We start from the raw sequence: 24,523 nt of genomic DNA on the forward strand, positions 1-24,523 counted from the left end.
TGTCGTTGTTGTTACGTGGTTGATATACAGTATGGGTCTTATGGCCTCTGACTGCGTCCAAATGGATAAAAAAGAATCATCTGATGAAAGCATGACCAAACAATAGGGCTGGCATCATTGCTGTCGTTTTTATGGTTGGTTATCAGTTGGCTGGTGACCGCCATAAGCATTTTGTGCATGCCAGGGTGTTCGCCTATCTGTTCTGTGCCCGTATCGATTTCACGACCTTGATATTCATCGCGCACGTTTTTGTTGTTTGGCTATTGCTGGATATTTGCTTTCCTCAAGAATCAGGCAAAACGCCGATTCTCGGGTTTAATAAGGAGTCTTTCGTGCCTTTGCGCATACTTTCCGTCAAGATCACCCCGGTGAGCTGGAAAAAGTCCGTTGTTGCTGTTTCTCTTGGCCTGGCCGGTATTTTTTCTTCTCAGGTTGTGCTGGCTTTCAATTTCGATGACGTTGCCGATCAGGCTCGTACTCTTTCCCAGCAGGCCTATAAAGCCCCCACCAGCCAACTGCCCGATTCACTGACCAATCTCGATTACAAACACTATTCCGAAATCCAGTTCAAGAGTCAGGATGATTTGTGGCGGGGTGATAATCTTCCCTTTGACATCAGCTTCTTCCATCAAGGGATGCGTTATGATGTGCCGGTCCAGATCAACCAGATCGTGAACGGCAAATCTGAACCGTTGCAATACAGTCCGGACCAATTCGATTTTGGCGATAACAAAATTAGCCAGAGTGATCTGCAAAAGGTTAATGGCTATGCTGGCTTTCGTGTTAACTACGCACTTAATGGACCCAACAAGCAAGAGATGATGGTCTTTCTGGGTGCCAGTTATTTTCGTGCCATTGGTGCTGACCAGCGTTATGGCTCATCCGGGCGTGGATTGGCAATCAACACTGCTTTATCTACCGGCGAAGAGTTTCCCCGCTTCCGTGAATTCTGGATTGCAAAGCCCCAGCCGGATGATCCTTATCTGTTGATTTACGCTCTGTTGGATTCACCCAGTGCAACGGGGGCCTATCGTTTTGTTGTTCGCCCCGGTTCGGACACGTTGGTGGATGTCCGTGAGCAGCTGTTTTTACGCCACAATATTTCCAAAATAGGCATCGCACCGCTGACCAGTATGTATTTGTTCAGCCCGTCCGAACCCTCCAGTACGGTGAATTATCGTCCGGCGATCCACGATGCCGATGGCTTATCCATTGAGTCTACTCAACAGGACGGCAGTGATGCCTGGTTATGGCGTCAATTGGTCAATCCCGCACGTTTGAACATTACTGATATAGACGTGCCGAATCTGCGTGGCTTCGGGTTGATGCAGAGAGACCACCATTTTTCCGATTACCAGGATCTGGATGCGCGCTATGACCAGCGCCCCAGTGTGTGGATCCAACCTACCAGCAATTGGGGCCCCGGGCAGGTTGAATTGGTTGAAATTCCGACTCCCGATGAAACCAACGATAATATCGTTGCGTACTGGCGTCCGAAAAATGCGCCTCAGGTAGGAACGCCTGTCAACTATGAATACCGGATGATTTTCACTCGCGATGAACAGCGCCTGCAGAATCCGGACTTGGCCTGGGTATCCCAGACACGCCGGTCTGTCGGTGAGACCATGCAGGATAATCTGGTGCGTAAGGCAGATGGTTCGACGGCCTATATTATCGACTTCATGGGCCCGAATCTTAAAGACATGTCTTCGGATTCGGGAGTGACGGCTGAAGTCAATGGTGATCAAAACGGTAATATTGTCAGTAATAAGGTCGTGCGTAATCCTGTGACGGACGGTTTCCGTTTGATCCTGAAAGTCCGCCCAAAGGATTCTTCCCAGCCGATCAATCTGAGCGCTTACATCAAGGACGGTACAGGGCATCGTCTTTCTGAAACCTGGAGCACGGTGCAAGAGCCTGATGACTGATAATAATTCAATCCACAGCAAAGATAGTACACAGGGGGCATCTTTCTCTTCAGAAGGAGAAGGAACGCTGGCGCATGGTGACAATCCTCAGGTAAATGAATACCTGGCACGATTGGCCGCCTCTACCGAATCCGAGACTGAGAAAGAGAAGCTGTTGTCGGAGCAGAACCGGCTTCACTCATTTTCGGCACTTCATCCCTGGTTAGCCAATGGGGAAGAGGAACCTTCTGATCCGGCAAGTGTCTCCGTACTCAAGCGAATTGAACTGGCATACGGTCTTGATTCGCTTGCTCCTGCTCCCACTTTGAGGCGTGATCCTGCCGGGCGTGCTCAGTTATTAACGGTTCCGCCCATTAATCGCCTTCCCATGGGGCCGAAACCCTGGACAACAGGTATTTTCTCCCGCCTCGTCAAGGCGGTGCAGCTTCGCCGTGGTAAAACCAAAGAGTGGAAAAGCCGCCGTGATCCGATTCCCCGACCTGAACGGGGAAACTGGCGTATCGTGGGGAGCATTCGCCGTTGGATATTGCTTTTTCTGGTTATTGCACAGAGTATTCTGGCGGTCAGTTACATGTCGACCATCATGCCTGCGCATGGTAGTACTCTTCTTGAATATGCCAATATGGCGCTGTTTGCGCTCCTTTTTGCCTGGGTTTCCTCCGGTTTCTGGACAGCTTTGATGGGCTTCTTCCAATTGCTGACTGGTAAGGATCGTTTCAGTATCAATGCAGATTCGGTTGACCCGTCCACACCGATTGGACCGCAGGCGAAAACCGCACTGGTCATGCCTATATTTAATGAAGATGTATCACGTGTATTTGCAGGGCTTAAAGCGACTTATTTGTCCCTCAAGGATGCAAATCAGCTCGATCATTTCGACATTTATGTGTGTAGTGACTCCGCGGATCCTGATACTTGTGTTGCTGAACAAACGGCCTGGTTGCGCCTGTGCCGTGAAGTGGATGGTTTCGATCATATCTTTTATCGGCGCCGTAGGCGCAGGGTCAAACGCAAGAGCGGTAACCTGGATGACTGGCTGAGGCGCTATGGCGCGGACTATCGCTATATGGTGGTGCTAGACGCCGATAGTGTGATGACGGGTGCTTGTCTCACACGTTTGGTTCAGTTGATGGAAGCCAATCCGAATGCCGGCCTGATTCAAAGTGCCCCAGTTGCTGCGGGTGCAAACAACTTGTATGCGCGTTTGCAGCAGTTTGCCACGAAAGTGTATGGGCCTCTCTTTACGGCCGGTTTGCATTTCTGGCAGCTGGGTGAATCCCACTATTGGGGGCACAATGCCATTATTCGCGTCGACCCCTTCATGCGCTATTGTTCGTTGGCACCCCTGTCGGGAAAAGGTTCGCTCTCCGGGGAGATCCTGTCTCACGATTTTGTTGAAGCTTCACTCATGCGTCGTGCCGGCTATGGGGTATGGATCGCTTATGATCTACCTGGTAGTTATGAAGAGCTACCCCCTAATCTGATCGAAGAAATCCAGCGCGACCAACGATGGTGTCAGGGTAACCTGATGAATATTCGCCTTCTCTTTGTGAAGGGGATGCATCCGGTTCACAGAATGGTCTTTGTGACCGGAGTCATGTCGTATCTTTCGGCGCCGTTGTGGTTCCTGTTTCTGATATTGTCCACAGCAATGCTGGCGGTATCGACATTTGCCGTACCGACCTATTTTACTCAGCCGATGCAGCTGTTTCCTACATGGCCCGAGTGGCATCCATGGCGAGCCGTGGGGCTATTTTCAACCACCATTGTATTGCTCTTCCTGCCCAAGTTCCTGAGCGTGATTTTGATCGCCTGCAAGGGAGCCGCGGGGTATGGGGGAGCCATACGGCTTTTTGTCAGTATGGTGATCGAATCCATATTCTCCATGCTGCTGGCACCGGTTCGCATGCTGTTTCACACGAAGTTTGTGCTGGGCGCCCTGTTTGGTATCAAGGTGAAATGGAAATCCCCTGATCGCGAAGGTGCAGAAACAAGCTGGGGGGATGCATTCCATCGCCATATCGGACAAACCATCCTGGGTGTTGTATGGATCGCTATCGTGATATGGCTGGACCCTCGCTTTCTCATGTGGCTTTCACCGATAGTGGGCGCACTAGTGTTGTCCATTCCTGTTTCCGTGATATCGAGTAAGGTGAGTCTTGGTATTGGTGCACGCAAGCGTCGTTTGTTCCTGACACCTGATGAATCTCACCCTGCACGTGTGTTACGGCGGACATGGAAGTTCAACGCCGAAAGTCGTAGAAGAGGGCTTGGCCCCACGTTTTCAGACAGTGTTGTTTCACCTGTGGCCAATGCGGTGGCCTGTGCAATGGGATTTGCCCGACACGGTAAATCCGAATTGTTGGAAGCGCGCCGTAATGAGTTGGTGCGTCAAGCGTTGGTTGTCGGCCCCCAAAATCTGGCCGGCCCGGTGAAAGTTGCTTTGTTGGATGATCCGGTGATGCTGTCACGCTTACACTATGCTGTATGGGAATCATATGAGAAGTTCCCATCCTGGGTAGACTCGGTAAGTCGTGAGGACAACCTGCAAAAACCCTGATGCCGTGCTCGTCGCCTTTGTCTGATTTGTAAAAGGTGAATGAAAAAAGCCCCCACACTCATTATATATTGGAGTGTGGGGGCTTTTTATTTCAAGATGCTCAGATAATGCCGTCTAGTATACTACTTATTTGCTTTCAGGATGCTTCAGCGTGGTTGCAGTATCAAGACGCGAATGAGTATCGGTGAAAGCTTTGTGAACATCAGGCAATTTGTCCAGGTCTTGAATGCTGTAGGTCATCGCATAGATGGCAGCGAGCAAATCCTTGAAATTGCCGGTTTCCGAGATGGTATGCATGTTACGCACAGGGAAGCCAACGGACGTAGCAGCGCTGTCAATGGAGGCAAGTACCCCGGCCATACCGTCAGTACCAGTGTCACGACCATTTACATCAAGCTGGACCGGAATACCATGTTCCTTGGCCGCTTTTTGAATGACGGTGTTAAGTTGCGTGCTGGCAATGGCACCTACCGCAAGTGTAAAGCCTTTACCCATCTCGAGCGGTTGAACACGCCGATCACCAATACCAGGTGCTGCAACATAATCATGATTGACATCGACACCGATGATAGCATCCGGTTTGAGTTCGCCTGCCAGAGTACGGCTGCCGAATCGACCAATCTCTTCATGTGTCGCAATCGCGAATAAAACGCGTACTTTTTCAGTGCCGCCTGCTTCAGCGATATGACGAGCCACCTCGGCCGTTACATAACATCCCAGGCCGTTATCCAGATAGGCACCATAGAAAGTATCAGGACTAAAACCGCGACGAATCGGGCGGTTGAAAATAATGGAATCCCCGGGGCGCACACCCAGGTCCAATACCTGTTGTTTCTTGTTATCGCCATGGATTTGCAGATCAAGGTAGATCTGTTCCTTGCGAATACCGCGTTCACCGGTACGCGTTGGGCCATCTGCAAAATGGATGGCACCCAGTGCTTCAATGGTTCCTCCGTCAATACGGCGGAATTCACCGGGCGCTTCGGGGTCTTCACTGAACAGACTGACTTCATGCCCGACCAGCACGTTGGGTAACATGGAATCGGTATTGACCCAGATTTTGCCATCTTCACCGATAGAGCGAACCTGCATACGAATTTTGTCAGCGTGACCAATCAACATGATGGAGAACATGTCGTCACGTCCCGGATGGGTATCCAGTACGATGCCTGCGTTTCCTTTGAACTGGTGGATTTTCCAGCTATCAGGGGCAAAGCTTTCAAAATAGGGTTTCAGTACACCGTACGTCATTGCACCTTCAAGTCCGATTGGGCTCGGCGCTGCGAGAATCTTCTTGATCAGTTCGAAGTTGGCATTGTCTAGTGGTGCTTCCCACGGTTTCTGCTCACTCATTGGAATCCTCTCATCCTGTTACGTGTGTTGTCGTTGTCGTAATTACAGCTGTAGTTGTGTTAGAAGCTGTATTTGTGTCAGAAGCTAAAGTTGTGTCAGATGCTAAAGTTATAGCTGAAACAGGTTGTGCTGGTATTGCTGTTGGAGCGAACGTATGGCGTTGCCCAGCAAAATCATCGGCTCACTCACTCATATCGCGATACACATCAATGGGGGCGCAGCTACAGACCAGATTGCGATCACCATACACATTATCGACACGGCTGACGGAAGGCCAGAATTTAGCCTCGCGCGTTGCTGCCGTGGGGAAGCAGGCCGTTTCGATGGAATAGGGATGATCCCATGGGGCCATCAGGTCATTTTGAGTATGTGGCGCGTTAACAAGAGGGTTATCTTCGTGCGTCCATTCACTTGATTCAACACGCGCAATCTCACGCCGAATAGCGATCATGGCATCGCAAAAACGGTCAAGTTCGTACAGCGATTCAGACTCCGTCGGCTCGATCATTAGAGTACCCGCCACTGGGAAAGACATAGTGGGAGCGTGGAAGCCATAATCGATCAAACGCTTGGCAATATCTTCTTCGCTGATACCGCTTTTTGCCTTGATGGGACGGATATCGATAATGCACTCGTGCGCTACACGACCGGCTTCACCGGTGTAGAGGACGCTATAATCATCCTTCAGACGTGCGGCAATATAGTTGGCATTTAAAATGGCCTGCTCGGTTGCCTTACGCAGGCCGATAGCGCCCATCATGGTGATATACGCCCACGAAATGGGCAGGATAGAGGCGCTGCCGTTGGCTGCTGCCGAAACGGCATGGTTGGCTTCATTCGCCTCAGTGGATGGCGTCACCACGTGGTCGGGCAAATAGGGCGCCAAATGGGATTTCACGCCAATGGGGCCCATGCCCGGGCCACCTCCACCATGAGGAATGCAGAAGGTTTTGTGCAGGTTCAAGTGGGAAACATCACCGCCGTAATCCCCAGGGCGGCAAAGGCCCACTTGCGCATTCATGTTGGCACCGTCGATATAGACCTGCCCGCCATGCTGGTGCACGATCTCGCAAGCTTCCCGTACACGCGCTTCAAACACGCCATGTGTAGAAGGGTAGGTAATCATGATGGCAGCAAGATTATCCGCATGCTTTTCAGCCTTGGCCTTCAGGTCTTCAATATCCACATTGCCTGAATCATCGCATTCAACCACGACAACCTTGAGCTGTGCCATGGCTGCAGAAGCTGGATTGGTACCATGGGCAGAGCTGGGGATCAGGCAGATATTGCGATGTGACTCGCCCTGAGCGGCCTGATAGCGGCGAATAGCCAGTAGTCCTGCATATTCCCCCTGAGCACCTGAGTTGGGCTGCATGGAAATGGCATCATAACCGGTAATCGTGAGCAGTGAATGCGAAAGCTCATCGATCATCTGCTGATAACCACTGACCTGATCCTTGGGTGCATACGGATGTATGTTGGCAAATTCAGCCCAGGTAATGGGTAGCATCTCGCTGGTTGCGTTCAGCTTCATCGTACACGAACCCAACGGAATCATCGCATGCGTCAGGGAGAGGTCTTTATTCTCCAACCGTTTCAGATAACGCAGCATTTCCGTTTCGGAACGGTACCGTTTGAATGTCGGATGGGTCAGGTAATCGGTTGAACGTACCGCGTTTTCCGGTAAACCATGCTCCTCATGATGTTGCTCATCCAATTGAACAACAGAGAGTCCGTGACCACGCCCCAATAACACGTCAAAAAGGGTTGCTACATCTTCAATCGCGGTGGTCTCATCCAGACTGATGCCGATACCACCATCCTGTCGATAACGCAGGTTCAGGTTGGCTTCCATGGCACGGCCCTGAATGACGTTGTGATCAAGTTCATCCAGTGTAAGCGTATCAAAATAGTGCTGATTGCGAATCCGAATACCTTTGGAGGTCAGCCCTGTGGCCAGTATATGTGTCAGACGATGAACGCGGTTGGCAATACGCGAAATTCCCTCGGCGCCGTGATAGACCGCATAAAAGCCCGCCAGATTGGCAAGCAACGCCTGCGCTGTACAGATATTGGACGTGGCTTTCTCGCGGCGAATGTGTTGCTCTCGGGTTTGCATGGCCATTCGTAGAGCCTGTTGCCCATGACGATCACGTGAAATGCCGATGACGCGTCCGGGCATGGCACGTTTGAGTGTGTCACTGACAGCAAAGAACGCGGCATGTGGCCCGCCGAATCCCATGGGGACACCGAAGCGCTGGGCACTGCCCAAAACGATATCAGCGCCTTTGTGGCCGGGGGCTTCTAATACCGCGAGACTCAGCAGGTCGGCAGCCACACATGCCATGGCCTCTTGTGCATGCGCGTTTTCGATCAGGGCTTCAATATTTGATACGTCACCTGATTCCCCGGGATAACTGAATAGTGCGCCAAACACATCGTATTGCCCGAGGTTGGCGGGCTCATCAATGATCAGTTCAAAACCCAAATAGCCCGCACGTGTCTTCAATACATCAAGTGTTTGTGGGAACAGATCCTTGGCCGCAAAGAAGCGGTTGCAGCGTTTTGCCTTTTTGTTACCACGAGCACACAGGGCCATGGATTCCGCAGCAGCAGTTGCTTCATCCAGCAGTGAAGCGTTTGCCAGCGGCATTCCGGTGAAATCCATAATCATCTGCTGGAAATTCAGCAGGCCTTCCAGACGGCCCTGACTGATTTCAGGCTGGTAGGGCGTATAGGCGGTATACCAGCCGGGGTTCTCCAACACATTACGGGTGATAACAGTAGGCATCAGCGTATCGTAATACCCCATACCGATATAGCTTTTCGCAACCTGGTTATGTTGCGCCAGCCCTTTCAGATACGTCAGCGTATCACGTTCACTCTTGGCATTTTCGAGCGGTAGCTCGCCCTGCAGTCGAATATCATCCGGGATGGTATGGCGAATCAATGAATCTACAGAAGCTTCACCGATGCGTTGAAGCATCTGAGTATTATCTTCTGGTCGAGGGCCTATATGGCGATAGATGAAGTCATCATGAGCAGCCAGATCGGCAAGGGCACGGGTATCAAGGGCCATGGCGGTGGTTACCTGCTTAAACCAATAAAGCACGCTGAGTGCGGCCAGCGTGCGTGACATGTATTACCGGGAATCGGGAATGAATCAGGAGCTATTCGTTTTCGACCAGTTCGCTGTATGCGTCGGCGTCAAGCAATTCTTTTAGTTGATCCTGATCACTGATCTTGACCTTTACCAACCATGCATCCGTGTAGGGTTGTTCATTCAATGTTTCGGGAGAGTCTTCCAGCAAGGCGTTGCTTTCCAGTACTTCACCGGAAATAGGGGCGTACAGGTCTGATGCTGCCTTGACGGATTCCACTACGCCAAATTCGTCCCCAATGTCGATGGTTGCACCTGCTTCAGGGAGTTCGACAAAAACGACGTCTCCCAGAGCTTCCTGAGCATGATCGGTAATGCCAATGGTTACCGTGCCGTCACCGTTGTCCTGAACCCATTCGTGACTGTCGGTGTAGAGTAGCTGTTGCGGGATGTTGCTCATGTCGGTTTTCCTGAAGCAGTTATTTATTGGAAGAAGAAAACAGGTAAATTATGCCGCATGCAATGGCGATGAGCCAGTAAAGAAGTACATAAGTTAACAGAAACTTTTTTTGTTTTGTCGGTTGGCTTTTCTATCTGTTCGTAATGTGAGGCTGAGGTCCTTTTCAGACATTGGTCTCAATTATATTGATAGAAATTCAGTTAGCTTCTATCAGCCCTTGAGATCATTATTTATCCACTTGAGAGACTATATATTGAAAAGGTCTTTATCGAAGAGGCCTTTATTGAAACGCATGTTATCGGAACACGTCTGGTAGAAAAGCAATGGAGATAGAGGGAAATTGGGTTGCTAAAAGAAACCTCGAGTAAAGTAAATGGAAAACGTTGGGTTGATAGAAAGTTTTGCGTACATAGAAAAAAGAGCCAAATGGGTTAACCTTTGTTACTCTTGCCTGAACAACAAGAATAAGTGTGGGCACTCTTTTCTTTCCATTGTTACCATGAATGGAAAGAAACCTTTAGTAGCCGCCCATTTTCATGGATGACCCTTTTATTATTGCCCTTCGGATATCTGAAGAAGGTTAACGGAGCCCCTTATGTGTAGCCTCAAACGAACACCGTTATATGCTCTTCATGAAGAGTGTGGTGCGAAATTTGTCCCCTTTGCCGGTTATGAAATGCCTGTTCAGTTTGCACTTGGCGTTAAACGTGAACATGAACATACGCGAAGTGCCTGTGGGCTCTTTGATGTGTCACATATGGGGCAGGTGGAGCTTCACGGTGAGCGTCTTGCTGAACAACTCGAGGCGCTGGCTCCCGCAGATTTTGTCGGATTGGAGGAAGGACAACAGCGCTACAGCTTCTTCACCACGTCCGAAGGAGGCATTTACGATGACTTCATGACGGTCAATGCAGGCAATCATCTCTACCTTGTCGTGAATGCCGCCTGCAAGGAGCAGGATCTCGCCATTCTTCGTACCGGTATGGAGGGTGTTCAAGTGGACCTCCTCGAAGAACGGGCATTATTGGCATTGCAAGGACCTGCCGCCGCGGAAGTACTGGCCCGTTTGTTGCCTGAATCAGGGCAGCTGACATTTATGCAACATGCGCGATATGAATTGGAAGGACACTCCCTGTGGGTAAGCCGTTCCGGTTATACCGGAGAAGATGGCTTCGAAATTTCGGTCCCCAATCAGTTTGCAGAAAAATTTGCCCGTCAACTGCTGGAAAACCCGGAAGTCGAGCCCATTGGTTTAGGTGCACGCGACTCTCTTCGCCTTGAAGCAGGCTTGTGTCTGTATGGGCATGATATTGATCAGAAAACTGATCCGGTGTCCGCCAATCTGATCTGGGCAATTGGTAAGAGCCGTCGACAGGGCGGGGAACATGAAGCGGGTTTTCCCGGCGCAGGAGTGATTGTATCGCGCTTGATTAACCGAGATGAACTTCATCGCCGCGTCGGCTTGTTGGGTGAGGGCAGAGCGCCCATACGGGAGGGAGCCAAATTGTTTGATGAAAAAGAGCGGGAAGTTGGTCATGTGACGTCGGGCACCTTCGGTCCTTCTGTCGGTAAACCGGTTGCCATGGGTTATGTTGAAACTGAGCTTGCCGAGGTGGGAACGCAGGTTTTTGCGGAAGTCAGAGGCAAGAAATTACCCATGACGATCAACAAAATGCCCTTTGTACCAGCACGTTATTATCGTGGCTGAGAGTGATTGATACAGGTACGTATGGTAATACTGCAGTTGTCGGTGTCGGGTGGTGCCTCTTCTCGAGTCCGGCTTGCCCCTCAGCCGAGTCTGGAGGCTACGAGGCTGTGACGGCGGACGTGGAAAGCTGGCAACGCCTTATAGGCTGGAAGCGTTAAAAAAACCTCGTGTTATGTAGGAATGATATGCCGAAAGGTCAGGTTTATCCGTGACCCTTCGGCTTTTTTTCGTTGGGGGATCTCGTGTTGGAGATCACGTTGGCTGCCAGGCCCCATGATCAATAAACTGCCGTGTGTAAGCGGAAGTATTAATGGAAAGTGGCTGGACCGATGTGGATCATCCCTGATGACTTTGGCAAAACGGGAGGTAGGGCGAAAGCGCATGTCACGGCTTTCTCCCACACTAAGAGAGACAATGATGGGATCAGGTCCCAATTCTGCCTCATCATCACTATGCCAGCCCATTTTTTGAGTGCCACCCTTATAGCGGTTCGCCAACATGCTGTTCATGGGCAATGGTCTCGGCCAGCCTTCGGTCAGGGAGAGCTGAGCAATAGCGCGATTGATGCGTTGATTGGTCTTCTCGAGAAAATCAGGCCACGGTTGGGGATGGAAGGTTTTATTGGAGTAGCGGTACGTCAATCCACGCTCTCCTACCCAACACTGGCTGCGAGGAATCCGGTGTGTTTTGCCAAATAGGGTAAGTGTTGGTTGTTCCCACTCGAGTGAATGATCAAGTTGATCAAAGAGTGCGCTGCCTTCTGATGGCGTAAGCCAATGTGGGCAGTACCAGAGCGAAGGGTAGGCGGTGCTCTGGTACCAGCCGTTATGATGCGATTCCCTGAGATTCAGGGGGGCCATGGCTAAAACCAGCCAGTGAAGACGTTATTGACGGCAAAGATACCCAAACAGGCCATGGCATAACCAATCAGCGCACCAGCAATCACATCAGTGAAATAGTGAAGCCCTAGAATAATGCGGGATGCAATGACGGTCAGTGCGAAAGGCAGCACGATGAACATGTATTGGGGCATGAAGTGATGCGTTAATGTCAGAAACATTACTGCGTGCAGCGTGTGCCCACTGGGAAAACTATAGCGATCCATGGGAGGCATGCTGCAACGAATCTTGCTGAATGAGATATAGGGGCGTTCCCGACCCAGCAGATTTTTGAGGATACGGTAGATCAGGCCACCCACAGCGGCACACAGCCCCCAGCTGATAGCCAATGCCCAATAACGCATCCCATAGAGGGCCGGCATGCTGATGCACAAAATAATCCAGCCCGGATAGTCTCCCAACCAACTGGCGGCACGCATAACCCACAGGATGGGTTGCCAGGCACTTAACCGGGTAAGCTGGTTACAGGCTCGCCACTCCAGCATGTCCAACCGTTTGAAGAGCGGTTCCACTTTATCGCGCATCATTCACATTCTCCTCTTGCGCCTGATGCAGGTAGTCAATAAATGTCTCACCAATATTTTCCCAATTGAGTCCCGCTACTTTTTGGCTGGCATTGACGCCCTGGGCATGCACAGTTGAAATATCACTGGCGAGCTTGACTGCACTTTCGACAAAAGCATCTTCATTATCACAAGGTACAGTCATGCCGTTTTTACCCTTTATGATCAACTCGCTTGCTGCTGCATAATCAAAGGCCAGTACCGCAAGGCCGCTCGCCATGGCTTCTGTTACAACATTACCGAATGTTTCCGATAATGAGGGAAACAGAAAAAGATCAGCACTGGCATAATATTCGGATAGCGCTTGATCATGTTTAAAGCCCGCAAACTTCACCCACGGCACTTCTTCTTTCAGTTTAGCACGCAAGGGGCCTTCACCCACAATGACCGCAACCTGCTCGGGATTGGCGGAGCGTAAGGCTTTCAGGGTACGAATGAGTAATTCTACGTTTTTTTCGACCGCAAGTCGCCCCACATAGAGTGCAACACACGAATTTTCTTCTGCTCCCCATGATCGTCTCAGGGCATCACTACGAAAGGAAGGCGAAAAATGTTGTGTATCCAATCCACGCCCCATCACCTTCACCGTCGTGTAGCCTGATTGAGTCATGCTGTCAGCCTGACGTTGAGTGGGTACCAGTGTGGCATTCGTTTTGTTGTGGAAACGGCGCAAAAAAGTTCGAACAAAAGGGTGAACCATGCGGAGTAGGATATAATACTGGCTGTAATGCTCGAAGTTGGTATGAAAGCCACTGACAACCGGAATATTCAATTGGCGTGCAACCCTGAGTGCTACCATGCCGAGCGGACCTTCAGTGGCAATATAGATTACGTCCGGTCTATTATTTTCCCAGTAGTGTCTTAAACGCTTTGGCCTGATAAACCCCATGTGTACGCCATCATAGTCAAATACAGGAAGTGCTTTAACCTGCAACTCCCCGGACATATGGGAAGCATGTGAACCATCGTCGGGGCGGGGGCGCACCAATTGCAGGGTATAGCCTTTCTGATAGAGGCAATCGACCAGTTTGCTCATGGTATGGGTAACCCCATTCACCTCTGGCTGCCATGTTTCACTCACAAAGGCAACCGTCATCGGCCTTTGTGCAGGCGCATGTTCGTGAAAAGAGCCTGCCTGTTTGGCTTTTACTTCAGCAGAAACGCGGGATTTCACGAATAACTTCCTTATCACTAGCCATCGTCAAGCTTGTTTGACTCATAGGAGTGCATGGCACTTTGTCAAAGTGAATCATTTGCCCAATACTCGGCGTGGATCAACTGGTTTGCCCGCATGCCTGACATCAAAAATCAACTGTGCTTTGGCCGCAGGTGTGCTGGGCTTGATCATGCAAACTGGTGTGCCGGTAGAGACCGATTGCCCATTTTTGACATAAAGCGCTGCGCATTGAGCATAGACGACTTGCATATCATGTGCCGTATGAATAATGACAACCCCTCCCAGCTGGCGCATGTTATCGGCAAAGCTGACACTCCCGGAAACCGAAGAGCGTGCAGTGTAGGTAGTCGATGCAGTCAGTAGCATGGGTTCCAGTATACCGCGGCTGTCAACGCCAAATTCACGGGTGACTGTCGCGCCGGGCAAGGGCCATGGCCATGGGCCCACACCGGCAGGTATTGGCTCGGGAGCGGGTTGTCGGATAGCCCCGTTAGCGTTGCTACTGTTTGTACGGGAGCCTACAGGAAGACGAATCAGCCGTCCTATACCAATATGATGGATATTCAGTCCGGGGTTGGCATGTTGTATTGCCGCCGTGGACGTTGAGAATTCGCGCGCCAGCCCGGCAATGGTGTCGCCCTGACGAACAATATATTTGTAGGTGCCGCGCCCGGGGGCACGTTCAACGGAAGAGGGGAGACGAATGCGCTCTCCTGCTCTCAGTCCCGTACCACCCAATTGGGGATTAAGTCGTTGCAACCTTAACAGAGGGATATGATAACGCTGAGCTACACGGCCCATTGAATCCCCAGTGCGAACCTGATACCAGCCGCCTTGGCCGTTGGAACCGATAGAGTTGCTGGCACATGCTGTTAGCAAACTGGTTAGCAGAAGGCAGGCTAACCCCAATAAAGTTGTCGGTGAACTGATTTTGATCATTCCTGAGCCGAAGGCCTCCTGTCTGGACAACTTACCTGTAGAACGTTTCATGCAATGAAACTTGACGTGTCCAGGAAGATTTTCCATGTAACGAGAAACGTATTTGGATAAATACGATAAAAAATAAATGTAAAAAAAGTATTCTGGCAAGGTTAACAGAAAATGGCGATATCAATTAAAAAAATGATCCCTATTCACGTAAAGAGCTGTGAACAACTGTAATTTCAGTTGGTTGCGAAAACAATGGCGCTTTCTATCTATAACTGGTCTTCGTACTGAAATAATCACTGTATAGCTACCTTGGAGCATCTTCCTGTTTGGTCACACGTCTGCGCTTGATCTTCTTTGCCCACCTTTCCAGCCATACAGCTATGGCGAAAAAATGTTTTCCAGAACTTCATTGCCAAAAGCCAAAAGCCAAAAGCCAAAAGCCTTGGAATTTTTGAGGCACGCACTGGCACCAGGAATTCATGAGTCAGAGATGAAAGTCAATCAATGGTGGTGCGGGTGAATGAACGGAAATGGGAGGCCATTCACAGCATAGTCAGGAATTGCACAGTCAGGAATTGATAACCTAGTGTTGGTACTGGCGTAGATGGTTTCCAATTGCATAACAAGCTCATATGGCTATGAGCGAAAGGTTTCAAGCACGTGCGTGAGGGGATTGAATTCAGCTGAGCCGCTTGGGGAAAGATTGAAATGTTATCGTTGCCTTTTGCTGGCGCGTTCCTATATTGGGCAGTTATACAAGAGTAGGTGGAATCCATCTTCAATATTGCTCGAAAATAACCTCTACAGATCAGTGGCTGGATTCCACCTTATGTAATTGCTTATTCGCCTTGCAGACGCCTCATCAAATCATTCGTGATACCAGGCGTACAAACCACAAGATCCTTGCCATAAAGCTCTTCAGGAATGTGGGCGGGTTTGGTGGAAAAATGTCCGGTAAATGCGCCTGCTTCACTCGCGATCAGGTGGCCCGCTGCAAAATCCCAGGGGTTGACGGTTTCATAGAATGCTTCCATGCGGCCACTGGCAACGGCACAGATATCAAGTGCAGCTGAACCGATACGACGTATATCCTGACAATAGGGCAGGACTTGGGAGAGCAGCTTCAGTTGGGCAAAACGTTCTTCGCGTGAATATGAAAAACCGGTAGCCACCAGGGATGCATTCAGATCGGTTTCGCCACTTACCTTGATGGGTTGATCATTCAACCATGCGCCTTTTCCGCGTATGGCGCTATATGTTTCGTTCAGGAAGGGAGCATGTACAACGCCCAGCTGAATTTCACCATTGATAGCCCATGCAATGGAGACAGCAACATGGTGATGACCATGGGCAAAATTTACTGTGCCATCGATGGGGTCCACAATCCATAGTGCGTCGTTGGGGTTAACGTCGCTAAGATCCGGCGAAAGTTCTTCTGTTAACCGGCCATCGTTGGGGAAGTGGCTGGAGAGGGCATCGTTAATAAGGGTGTCGACGGCAATATCAGCATCTGTGACGAGTTCCACACCCCGTTTCAGGTTCTTGTTGAAGGAAGCCTCTTCGCGAAAACGACGAATCGTGTCTCCCGCCTTTTTAGCCAGTTCGAGGGTAAAATCCAAACGCTCTTCAAGTGATACGGTGGACACAAAATACTCCTTGTTGGGTGGTGGTAGCTGATATTGGTTGCCGTTTAAACCGTTGCATCAACGTTTTACGGGACGCTTCTGCAATTTGCGTTGCAGAGTTCTCCTGTGCATCCCGAGGCTTCGCGCCGCGGCGGAAATGTTGCCATCATTTTCCTGTAAAACCCGCTGAATATGTTCCCATGTCAGTCGATTGACCGAAGGAGGATGTGAGGCAATTTCTGCGTCCGGGTCTGGCGTGTCATGGTTGAGTGCATGCAGCACTTCGTCGGCATCCACGGGTTTACACAAATAGTTGACAGCCCCCAGTTTGATGGCTTCGACAGCTGTTGAAATACTGGAGTATCCGGTCAGGATCACTGCCTTGCAGGCGGGGTGAATACGCAGAAGCTCAGGCAGTAGTTTTAGTCCGGAGCTGGACTCAAGCTTAAGATCAACAGTTGCATAGGCAGGCGGATGCTGGTGGGCAATAGCCAGGGCGTCCTCAGCCGTGTTGGCGATCTGGACATCAAATCCACGTCTTTTCATCGCACGCTCCATGGTGCGCGAAAAGAACTCGTCGTCGTCAATGATCAGAAAATTTTGGGCATGCGCCATGGCGCTTATTCTCCTGGTTGGACAGGCGTTTAAACCGAGCCTTGCATGTTCTCGAATACTTCTGATTTACAAGGAGCGCTCAGCTGAAATCATCCTTGTAGCCATTTACTTCACCCTTGAAATGGGGGCAATATCCAGCAATACAGCTTTTATTATGCTGAAGGTACATATTTGAATGTACATACATATAGTGTACGCCATTCGAGGCAGGCCTTTAATGGCAAATGTCAGGTGAGTATTCGTTTATGCCATGCGTACACCTGATTGAAGTCACCTGCGCCCATGTAATAATGCCGTTACTTCAATAGTCACCCCATCCGGGTTGACGGGTGTTTTATCAGGAACGTCCTGCCATCGGTAGTGTGACCGCTGTGATGGCCCCCCCTTCCGAATGATTATAAAGTCTGACGCTCCCGCCAAAGCGTTCCAATGTCGAGTGAGTGAGGAACAACCCTATACCCATACCTTTGGAATGCGTGGAGACAAACGTTTCACCCAGCTCATCCGCTATATCCAGGGGGATTCCGGGCCCGTGATCACGAATTTCAAAATGCACTTCACCTGCCGCCCAATCAAGGCGTAATTCAATATTGTCTGGATCGGCATCCGCTGCGTTATTCAGCAGATTGAGAATGGCTTGATCAAGTGTTGTATCAATATCAATGTCGGGGCTTCGGCCTTTTTCACTGTCGAAGGTATAGTCCACATCATGACGCATGACCAGCCAACGATTGATAACGCTTTTGAACCATTCTCGCGCATTCACGCGTTGGACAGCACTGGCTTCCCGTTGCGCACTGGCGGCCAGCGTTCGTAAATGTTTTTTGCAGGTATCCACTTGCTGACGAATCAGATCCACGTCCTGCAATAGTTCGGGTTGATCTTCCAGATCCAGGCGCATTTCACTGGCAAGCAAGGCAATCGTTGATAGGGGAGTACCCAGCTCGTGGGCCGTTCCTGCGGCCTGACTGGCGACGGCCATCACCTGTTCACTGCGCAGGGCCGCTTCACGTGTTTTCGCCAGGACTTGATCGCGTTTCCTGAGTGCAATAGCCATGCGGGTAATAAAGAACATGACCAGACACGCACATAAAAGAAAGGTAAGCGCCATTCCCATGATGTGAATATCGAATGGCATACCATCATAGACAATGGAAAGTTCAGGTAACGGCTGAAAATGGAAAAGTAGAAACAGGTAGGCCAATATGGCAACAATCGTTACGACAACGGCATGGATCTGCCGCATGGTGGCAGCGGCAATGGTGATGGGAACCATTAAATAGGTCACCGCTGGATTGGTAGCACCTCCGGTAAAATAAAACAGCACGGTCAGGCCCAGGGTATCCAGTAATAGATGACCGACATATTCGATATCGGTAACGGGATAGCGACGGCCCAATCGCCACCATGTCATCACATTGACTATTGCGATAAACAGGATAGTGCCGATGACATACCCAACATGTAGATGAAATTGAAGAAGCTCAATGCCGAAAATGACGACACCCAGGAAGCCGGTCCAGCTGATTCCCCTGATGATCGTGAGGCGCACAAGGTTTTGCCCGGGCGTAGAGAGCGAAAATGGCGTTGGAGTTGGCCTCGCCTGAATCATGTGTGTCGTCCTGATTAGGATGCTGAAACGATTGCCTTTATTCTAGCGGGTGTCTGTCAAACATGCATGTCATGGTGATTAAAGGCATGACACATGATTTTTCTTACGTAACAAATGTAGGCACCCTAAAGAGGATAAAGCTGAATGGCGGTTTCAAGAGGGGAGTAATACGAAAGCCAAAACAGTCAAAGATAGTAAAATGTAGGAATGTTACATAAAAGTTTCGCTAAAATGACATGCTATCTCTTCACCCATCTTTTTACCCAAATAATAGGTATGAAATGAACGAGCCAGCTCTTTATCCATTTAGAGAAGCCAGCCAACAGGCCAATGAAAATACGGTGTAAGGTAAAAAAAGCAGGATTGGGTTTACTTTCAGTCGCGGTGACAATGGTGATGGTAAATCGTTATACGCATAAAAAAAGCCCAATGAGAGTGTCATTGAGCTTTTTTTATGAATATACGTTTTATTGAACCAACCGGTAAGAAATGATGGTATCAAGTGCCTTTAGGCACTGTATTCTTGTGTACTGTATCGTTGGGAGACGCTCTTCTGGTCGGCAAATTGTGCAGCAAGATATTGACGTTTCTTAAGCTGCACGTTTTCCATAAGAAGCTTTAAGTTCTGCTTCTTCAGCACGACGCTGACGCATTTTCTGTTCTTCCTTGAGCATCACTTCATGGGCGCATTTCATGGTGTGTGACCTCGCTACGTGTCTGTTTCGGTGGATATGGTTATATACTAGACCAAAGTTTAGTGGTTGTAAACTTACTACGTACTTTTTTTACCTGTTTTTTGTAAGTTTTTTACAATTCTTTTATGGAACAGTGAGTTATAGGGGTAGAGATTGATCTGAAGAGCGATAAACATGGTGTTAAGGGCACTTGGTAAAGCGTAAATACATGCATCATGAATAACGAGTATAGATCAAGTCCTGAAAGGGACATGGAGTCTGTTTTGCTTTATAATTTTGCTCCATACCCTGCGCATTTAGTGCAGGCATGTTTCCTCTTGCTTTTACCGAGTGGTCGTCCAATGTAAGCAGATATCATGTGTTCTCTCCGGATTATTTGTAATCGCGGAAGTCATTAGCGTGAAATTGAACAATATCGTACAAAGCAGCCATGGCTACCTTGGTCCCTTTTTCTGCAAAACTGCGGAGGGGTTACCTGGTGCCTGAGCCGTTGAGCGCGGCTTTTATGCAGCCACCCCCTTGTCATTGTGGTGCGGGCTCATCGCTTGCTTTGTGCATGACATGATGTTTGTCGGCCCGCCGAACTCTGAAATAACGACGGTTCAGGTAGGGCTGACCACTGCTTGGAAGTAACAGGACATGAGTACGACAGGCGCTACAGCGATTGATAAAAACCATGAAATTCGACATATCAAGGAGCATCGTAAGGTGAGCGAGCAGGTAAAAGAGACCGAAATCAGACGCACATTCGCCATCATCTCGCACCCCGATGCCGGTAAAACAACGTTAACTGAAAAACTGCTGCTGTTTGGTAACGCCATTCAGGTAGCTGGGGCCGTCAAAAGCAAGCGTGAAGATCGTCACGCGACGTCGGACTGGATGAAAATGGAGCAGGAGCGTGGTATCTCGGTGACCACCTCTGTCATGCAGTTTCCCTATCGTGGGCGTATGGTCAATTTGCTGGATACGCCCGGGCACGAAGACTTCTCGGAAGATACCTACCGTACCCTTACCGCGGTTGATTCGGCCCTAATGGTGGTAGATGCCGCCAAAGGTGTTGAGGAACGCACGATAAAACTGATGGAAGTATGTCGGCTGCGTGATACACCGATCCTCACGTTTATCAACAAAATGGATCGTGAAACACGTGACCCCATCGAGCTGATGGATGAGATTGAAACCATTCTGTCCATCCAGTGCTCACCGGTAACCTGGCCCATTGGCATGGGGAAAGCATTCAAGGGTGTTTATCATCTGTTGGAAGACCGTGTATATCTGTATACCCAGGGGCAGGGGAGTCGTATACCTGATGAAAATTTCATTGAGGGGTTGGATAACCCTGAGGTAGATGAAGTCCTGGGCGCTGATCGCGCTGAAGAGTTGCGGGATGAAATCGAACTGGTGCGCGGTGCCTCTCATGAATTTGATCTTGAGGCATACCGTCAGGGCAAGCTGACCCCCGTCTATTTCGGTACTGCCATGGGTAATTTCGGTGTTCGAGAGATGCTCACTGGTTTTGTTGAGTACGCACCTTCGCCTGAACACTATGAGACGGATGTCCGTGATGTAGATCCGACCGATGAACGCTTTACCGGTTTCGTTTTCAAGATTCAGGCCAATATGGATCCACGTCATCGTGACCGTGTTGCCTTCCTGCGCGTATGTTCGGGTAAATATTCGAAGAACATGAAGATGCGTCATGTGCGGATTGGCAAGGATGTAAAAATTGCTGATGCATTGACCTTTATGGCCTCGGATCGCGCTCAGGTTGAAGAGGCGTGGCCCGGTGACATTATCGGCCTGCACAACCATGGCACTATTCAGATCGGCGATACCTTCACTGATGGGGAGGAAATGCGTTTTACCGGTATTCCCCATTTCGCACCAGAGCTTTTCCGTCGAGTCCGGTTGAAAGACCCACTCAAGGCGAAAGCGCTGCAAAAAGGGTTGCAGCAATTGTCTGAAGAAGGGGCAACGCAGGTGTTCATGCCACTTAACAACAATGATCTGATTGTTGGGGCAGTTGGGATGCTGCAGTTCGATGTGGTTGCGCACCGCCTTCGTGATGAGTACAAGGTGGAATGTATTTACGAGCCAGTGAATGTACAGACCGCACGCTGGTTATACGCGGATGAACGCAAACTCGACGAGCTGAAACGCAAGTCCAGTGAAAATATTGCTGTTGATGGGGGTGGGTTCCTGACCTATTTGGCCCCCACACGCGTCAACTTGCAATTAATGCAGGAACGTTGGCCCGACATTGAGTTCAGCGCCACACGCGAGCACTGATTCGATGGCAATGCCATGTAATCGGGCTGGCACTTATGTCTGTTATTGTCTAGGTTTATAGCGTACGTGCACCTTTCGTGGCGTTTGAACCGTGTATTTCGAGGACAAGTCGAGTACACTGCCCGCGTATTTCGGGCTGATCACTCAGCCCGAGAGTGTTGATTCAATCTAAAAATATGCTTGGGAGCTAAGCTCTATGAAACAATTCCTGAAGGACTTTCGTGATTTTGCCGTGAAGGGCAATGTCTTCGATATGGCGATCGGTATTATCATCGGTGCGGCCTTTACTGCCATCGTTACCAGCCTTGTGCAGAACGTATTCACGCCTGTGATTGGTCTGATCACCGGTGGTGTCAATTTCACTGATATGTTCGTGACTCTGCGTAACGGTTCCACTCCCGGACCCTACCCGACGCTGGCTGCAGCTCAGCATGCAGGCGCTGTTACCATGAACATTGGCCTGTTCCTGAATGCCGTCATCAGCTTCATTCTGGTTGCTCTGGTGTGCTTCATGCTGGTACGTACCATTGCTCGCATGAAAAGAAAGCAGACTGAACAGGCTGAAGCAGCTGCCGCCGAAAAAGCACGTGAAGATGCAGCCAAAGTCAAAACCTGTACTTACTGCTACAGTGAAATCCCTGTTCAGGCGACTCGTTGCCCGGACTGCACTTCAGAGCTGAAATCTGCCGCCTAAGCAGGTTTCTTCCAGATGCTGACCGACGCTCATTGTCACCTCTGTGACCCTCGTTTCGATCAGGATCGTACAAGTGTGATAAAAAAGGCACTGGCCCGTGGGGTGGGTGCCTTTTTTACGGCGGCAACAAACTCTGCCAGTTGGGATAAGCAGACTTCGTTGGTTGAAAGTTATGCTGAAGTGCCCCATATCAGTATTTCGACAGCGATGGGCCTCCATCCATGGTTTGTCGGGGAGCTTGCTGACTATGGTTCTCGTTCCAATGGTTCTCTTTCCGATGCCCCTTCTCTTGTCAAAGATTTACAAGCACTGGAGCGTCTGTTGAAATCGCCTCCGTTGGGCATGGTAGCGGTGGGTGAGTGTGGCGTGGATGCCCGTAGTGAATCTGAACAGCAGTGGGCACTGTTTGATGCACAATTAGCGTTGGCAAATACCTACCGCTGGCCGGTTGTGGTTCACTGCGTTCGTTTGAATGATCAGGTCGCCAAATTGTTGCGCCGATATACCCATATCCCCGGTGGTCTGATACATGGGTTTGCGGGAAGTCTTGTTCAGGCACAGCGTTTTATTGATCAAGGCTATCTTTTGGGTATCGGTGGGGCCGTAACCTTTGATCGTGCCAAAAAGCTGCAACGTGTAGTAAAGGCGCTCCCACAGGAAGGGTTTGTTCTGGAGAGTGATTCCCCCGATATGCTACCCGCGCCCTTAAGAGGCACTGAGGCACGTAATACACCGGCCAGTGTGGCTCTGGTCGCTGATTATGTTGCCTGTCTTCGTCAGGAAGAAATCAGTGCACTCAGTGAATATACCAATCGTAATGTCACCCGTGTTTTCGGGCGCTAAACGTCGTTATTGGCTTAATAGGTAACGCATCCTTTCATGGCTCAGATACGCTTGGCTTCGACCTTCGCTACCATGGTCTCAGGGTCTACCCGCTCCAGGGGGTAAGGTAAGGGCGCTTCTCTCAATATTGCCCCATTGACGACTAACGTTCGGGGTTCATCGCTCAGGTTAACGACTGCCAGCAAAACGATATGCTCAGTGGCAGCCTGCGCATTAATGACGGTACCCACTGTTTTTTCACTCTCTTTTACCTGGACTGTGTCTCCAATATGTATATCACTGCCAGTAGGAGCCGTGAAGAGAGCAACCCGTTTTTTGACTTGTCCACGGTAATGAGCGCGCGCCACCACCTCTTGGCCTGTATAACATCCTTTTTTGAAGCTGATGCCACCCAACGCTTCCAAATTCAGCATTTGGGGTAGCCATTTATCACTCTGTGATTCATCCAGCCAGGCAACACCCTGTTGAATTTCCTGCTGCCACCAGCATGTATCAGAGAAAGGCGCTGTGGTTGTTGGTAATGCCTCTTGCTGAATCACTAGCCAACGATTGTTGCCGGACGCACGAATGATTATGCCTTTATCGCCTGAGCGTACTTCATTTGGAAGATCAGGCAACGCCGTTACGTTCAGGAAATCGGCGATTGCGTTCGCACTCCCTGTTAGGCCATACGCATGGATCTCTATTGTCTCCAGCGTTGCCTTGAAGAAAACACCATATTTCTTCAAATGCGTAATCAACAATGTTTGTGTAGAGAGCGGACCGAGTAGCCAGTAAACATCCGGTTGTCGTTTGACCAGCTGGACATTGGCCAGCACTCTTCCCTTGGGTGTACAGAACACCCCATAGGGTGCAAATTGCCCATTGGCATGAGCAGCATTAGCGCTGATTTGTCCTTGCAGAAAACGTTCGGCGTCTTTTCCACTCACCTGAATGGCACTCAAGGTGGTGAGAGGCTGAACGGTGAAAGATGTCGTATGTGAATCACCTGCGGGCATAGTGAAGCAGCTTCCAAATTGAGTGGAACATGTTTGTTAAGCGCACATTGTCGAAAACATCAGCCCCCGGGGCGCTGTTATCGAACCGCCTCGGGTAAATGCCTTGCAACAGTTTTTTCAGACAAGCCTCATTGACGGCATGCAGTGAAGAAAGTGCTTTAGCAGTGAAATGATAGTAACGCACTTTATTTCAATCGCATACAGGGTGCTTCTCGGGTTAAAATTGCATGTTTCCAATTTATCTGTCACGAGCCAAGTCCATCAGGAGTTTTTATGGCTATTACCTTGAATGTAGGTGGGGTGAATACCCTGGAGGAGGTCAATCGATTGACTGCTGCCCTGATTGAGCTGGACGGTGTCACGAATGTTGAAGTATCAAGGCATTCCGTTGAAGTGGAAGGGCAAGTGTCTCGCAGCGTAGTGATCAAAACAATCGAAAAACTGGGGTTCAAGGCCAAAGGCTGATATGAGTGA

18 protein-coding genes are annotated in these 24,523 nt (G+C 49.9%); 7 read left to right on the plus strand and 11 right to left on the minus strand.

What is annotated here, in order from left to right:
• Positions 1-332 precede the first annotated feature (332 nt).
• A complete protein-coding gene (locus LMG33818_RS00435; RefSeq protein WP_442321380.1) occupies positions 333-1,928 on the plus strand; it encodes a glucan biosynthesis protein G in 1,596 nt (531 codons plus the stop codon).
• The gene (gene mdoH, locus LMG33818_RS00440; protein ID WP_442321381.1) at positions 1,921-4,488 is read left to right on the plus strand and encodes a glucans biosynthesis glucosyltransferase MdoH; all 2,568 of its coding nucleotides are present in this window, start codon (positions 1,921-1,923) and stop codon (positions 4,486-4,488) included. Before LMG33818_RS00435 ends, mdoH begins: the two co-directional genes overlap by 8 nt.
• Positions 4,489-4,614: 126 nt before the next feature.
• On the opposite strand, the gene LMG33818_RS00445 is transcribed toward mdoH, so the two are convergent.
• The 3 genes from LMG33818_RS00445 to gcvH all read right to left on the minus strand — a co-directional run bounded on the left by LMG33818_RS00445 (position 4,615) and on the right by gcvH (position 9,401).
• Positions 4,615-5,841 carry a M20/M25/M40 family metallo-hydrolase gene (locus tag LMG33818_RS00445; protein WP_442321382.1) on the minus strand — a complete coding sequence of 409 codons (1,227 nt, stop codon included), beginning with the start codon at positions 5,839-5,841 and terminating at the stop codon, positions 4,615-4,617.
• Positions 5,842-6,022: 181 nt separating this feature from the next.
• On the minus strand, positions 6,023-8,920 hold the full coding sequence (gene gcvP, locus LMG33818_RS00450) for an aminomethyl-transferring glycine dehydrogenase (protein WP_442322157.1): 2,898 nt from the start codon (positions 8,918-8,920) through the stop codon (positions 6,023-6,025).
• Between the two features lie 91 nt (positions 8,921-9,011).
• Entirely contained in the window at positions 9,012-9,401 is a 390-nt protein-coding gene (gcvH, locus tag LMG33818_RS00455) for a glycine cleavage system protein GcvH (RefSeq protein ID WP_442321383.1), read from the minus strand.
• 595 nt (positions 9,402-9,996) lie between these two features.
• Here gcvH and gcvT point away from each other — a divergent pair.
• On the plus strand, positions 9,997-11,109 hold the full coding sequence (gene gcvT / locus LMG33818_RS00460; protein WP_442321384.1) for a glycine cleavage system aminomethyltransferase GcvT: 1,113 nt from the start codon (positions 9,997-9,999) through the stop codon (positions 11,107-11,109).
• A 170-nt stretch (positions 11,110-11,279) separates the two neighbouring features.
• On the opposite strand, the gene LMG33818_RS00465 is transcribed toward gcvT, so the two are convergent.
• The 7 genes from LMG33818_RS00465 to LMG33818_RS00495 form a co-directional block, all read right to left on the minus strand.
• Positions 11,280-11,969 carry an alpha-ketoglutarate-dependent dioxygenase AlkB family protein gene (locus tag LMG33818_RS00465; RefSeq protein WP_442321385.1) on the minus strand — a complete coding sequence of 230 codons (690 nt, stop codon included), beginning with the start codon at positions 11,967-11,969 and terminating at the stop codon, positions 11,280-11,282.
• A 2-nt stretch (positions 11,970-11,971) separates the two neighbouring features.
• On the minus strand, positions 11,972-12,535 hold the full coding sequence (locus LMG33818_RS00470) for a phosphatase PAP2 family protein (RefSeq protein ID WP_442321386.1): 564 nt from the start codon (positions 12,533-12,535) through the stop codon (positions 11,972-11,974).
• On the minus strand, positions 12,522-13,745 hold the full coding sequence (locus tag LMG33818_RS00475) for a glycosyltransferase family 4 protein (RefSeq protein WP_442321387.1): 1,224 nt from the start codon (positions 13,743-13,745) through the stop codon (positions 12,522-12,524). Before LMG33818_RS00475 ends, LMG33818_RS00470 begins: the two co-directional genes overlap by 14 nt.
• A gap of 75 nt (positions 13,746-13,820) precedes the next feature.
• Positions 13,821-14,738 (minus strand): LysM peptidoglycan-binding domain-containing protein, encoded by a 918-nt coding sequence (locus tag LMG33818_RS00480; RefSeq protein WP_442321388.1) that lies wholly within the window; start codon positions 14,736-14,738, stop codon positions 13,821-13,823.
• A gap of 779 nt (positions 14,739-15,517) precedes the next feature.
• Positions 15,518-16,324 (minus strand): inositol monophosphatase family protein, encoded by an 807-nt coding sequence (locus LMG33818_RS00485; RefSeq protein ID WP_442321389.1) that lies wholly within the window; start codon positions 16,322-16,324, stop codon positions 15,518-15,520.
• 57 nt (positions 16,325-16,381) lie between these two features.
• Positions 16,382-16,918: a response regulator transcription factor gene (locus LMG33818_RS00490; RefSeq protein ID WP_442321390.1), complete on the minus strand. Its 537-nt coding sequence runs from the start codon at positions 16,916-16,918 to the stop codon at positions 16,382-16,384.
• 337 nt (positions 16,919-17,255) lie between these two features.
• Positions 17,256-18,530: an ATP-binding protein gene (locus tag LMG33818_RS00495; RefSeq protein ID WP_442321391.1), complete on the minus strand. Its 1,275-nt coding sequence runs from the start codon at positions 18,528-18,530 to the stop codon at positions 17,256-17,258.
• 1,334 nt (positions 18,531-19,864) lie between these two features.
• On the opposite strand from LMG33818_RS00495, the gene LMG33818_RS00500 reads away from it, so the two are divergent.
• The 3 genes from LMG33818_RS00500 to LMG33818_RS00510 all read left to right on the plus strand — a co-directional run bounded on the left by LMG33818_RS00500 (position 19,865) and on the right by LMG33818_RS00510 (position 23,051).
• Positions 19,865-21,514 carry a peptide chain release factor 3 gene (locus tag LMG33818_RS00500; protein WP_442321392.1) on the plus strand — a complete coding sequence of 550 codons (1,650 nt, stop codon included), beginning with the start codon at positions 19,865-19,867 and terminating at the stop codon, positions 21,512-21,514.
• A gap of 196 nt (positions 21,515-21,710) precedes the next feature.
• On the plus strand, positions 21,711-22,208 hold the full coding sequence (gene mscL, locus LMG33818_RS00505; RefSeq protein ID WP_442321393.1) for a large conductance mechanosensitive channel protein MscL: 498 nt from the start codon (positions 21,711-21,713) through the stop codon (positions 22,206-22,208).
• Between the two features lie 15 nt (positions 22,209-22,223).
• The gene (locus tag LMG33818_RS00510; RefSeq protein WP_442321394.1) at positions 22,224-23,051 is read left to right on the plus strand and encodes a TatD family hydrolase; all 828 of its coding nucleotides are present in this window, start codon (positions 22,224-22,226) and stop codon (positions 23,049-23,051) included.
• 41 nt (positions 23,052-23,092) lie between these two features.
• Here LMG33818_RS00510 and ygfZ read toward each other — a convergent pair whose 3' ends face one another.
• Complete coding sequence (ygfZ, locus tag LMG33818_RS00515) at positions 23,093-24,049, minus strand: CAF17-like 4Fe-4S cluster assembly/insertion protein YgfZ (protein ID WP_442321395.1); 957 nt, start codon at positions 24,047-24,049, stop codon at positions 23,093-23,095.
• Between the two features lie 273 nt (positions 24,050-24,322).
• Here ygfZ and LMG33818_RS00520 point away from each other — a divergent pair, with 273 nt between their 5' ends.
• Entirely contained in the window at positions 24,323-24,514 is a 192-nt protein-coding gene (locus tag LMG33818_RS00520) for a cation transporter (RefSeq protein WP_442321396.1), read from the plus strand.
• Positions 24,515-24,523 lie beyond the last annotated feature (9 nt).

Source organism: Cernens ardua (genome assembly GCF_051251085.1).
In the GTDB taxonomy this organism is placed as follows: Bacteria; Pseudomonadota; Gammaproteobacteria; order Pseudomonadales; family Halomonadaceae; genus Cernens; species Cernens ardua.

Excerpts from the sequence above, each read along its gene's own strand:
- gcvP (WP_442322157.1), bottom strand. The coding sequence starts at position 8,920 with ATGGCCCTTGATACCCGTGCCCTTGCCGATCTGGCTGCTCATGATGAC.
- LMG33818_RS00490 (WP_442321390.1), bottom strand. The coding sequence starts at position 16,918 with ATGGCGCATGCCCAAAATTTTCTGATCATTGACGACGACGAGTTCTTT.
- gcvT (WP_442321384.1), top strand. The coding sequence starts at position 9,997 with ATGTGTAGCCTCAAACGAACACCGTTATATGCTCTTCATGAAGAGTGT.
- mdoH (WP_442321381.1), top strand. The coding sequence starts at position 1,921 with ATGACTGATAATAATTCAATCCACAGCAAAGATAGTACACAGGGGGCA.
- LMG33818_RS00495 (WP_442321391.1), bottom strand. The coding sequence starts at position 18,530 with ATGATTCAGGCGAGGCCAACTCCAACGCCATTTTCGCTCTCTACGCCC.
- LMG33818_RS00470 (WP_442321386.1), bottom strand. The coding sequence starts at position 12,535 with ATGATGCGCGATAAAGTGGAACCGCTCTTCAAACGGTTGGACATGCTG.
- LMG33818_RS00500 (WP_442321392.1), top strand. The coding sequence starts at position 19,865 with ATGAGTACGACAGGCGCTACAGCGATTGATAAAAACCATGAAATTCGA.
- LMG33818_RS00510 (WP_442321394.1), top strand. The coding sequence starts at position 22,224 with ATGCTGACCGACGCTCATTGTCACCTCTGTGACCCTCGTTTCGATCAG.
- ygfZ (WP_442321395.1), bottom strand. The coding sequence starts at position 24,049 with ATGCCCGCAGGTGATTCACATACGACATCTTTCACCGTTCAGCCTCTC.
- LMG33818_RS00480 (WP_442321388.1), bottom strand. The coding sequence starts at position 14,738 with ATGAAACGTTCTACAGGTAAGTTGTCCAGACAGGAGGCCTTCGGCTCA.
- LMG33818_RS00465 (WP_442321385.1), bottom strand. The coding sequence starts at position 11,969 with ATGGCCCCCCTGAATCTCAGGGAATCGCATCATAACGGCTGGTACCAG.
- LMG33818_RS00445 (WP_442321382.1), bottom strand. The coding sequence starts at position 5,841 with ATGAGTGAGCAGAAACCGTGGGAAGCACCACTAGACAATGCCAACTTC.
- LMG33818_RS00520 (WP_442321396.1), top strand. The coding sequence starts at position 24,323 with ATGGCTATTACCTTGAATGTAGGTGGGGTGAATACCCTGGAGGAGGTC.
- gcvH (WP_442321383.1), bottom strand. The coding sequence starts at position 9,401 with ATGAGCAACATCCCGCAACAGCTACTCTACACCGACAGTCACGAATGG.
- mscL (WP_442321393.1), top strand. The coding sequence starts at position 21,711 with ATGAAACAATTCCTGAAGGACTTTCGTGATTTTGCCGTGAAGGGCAAT.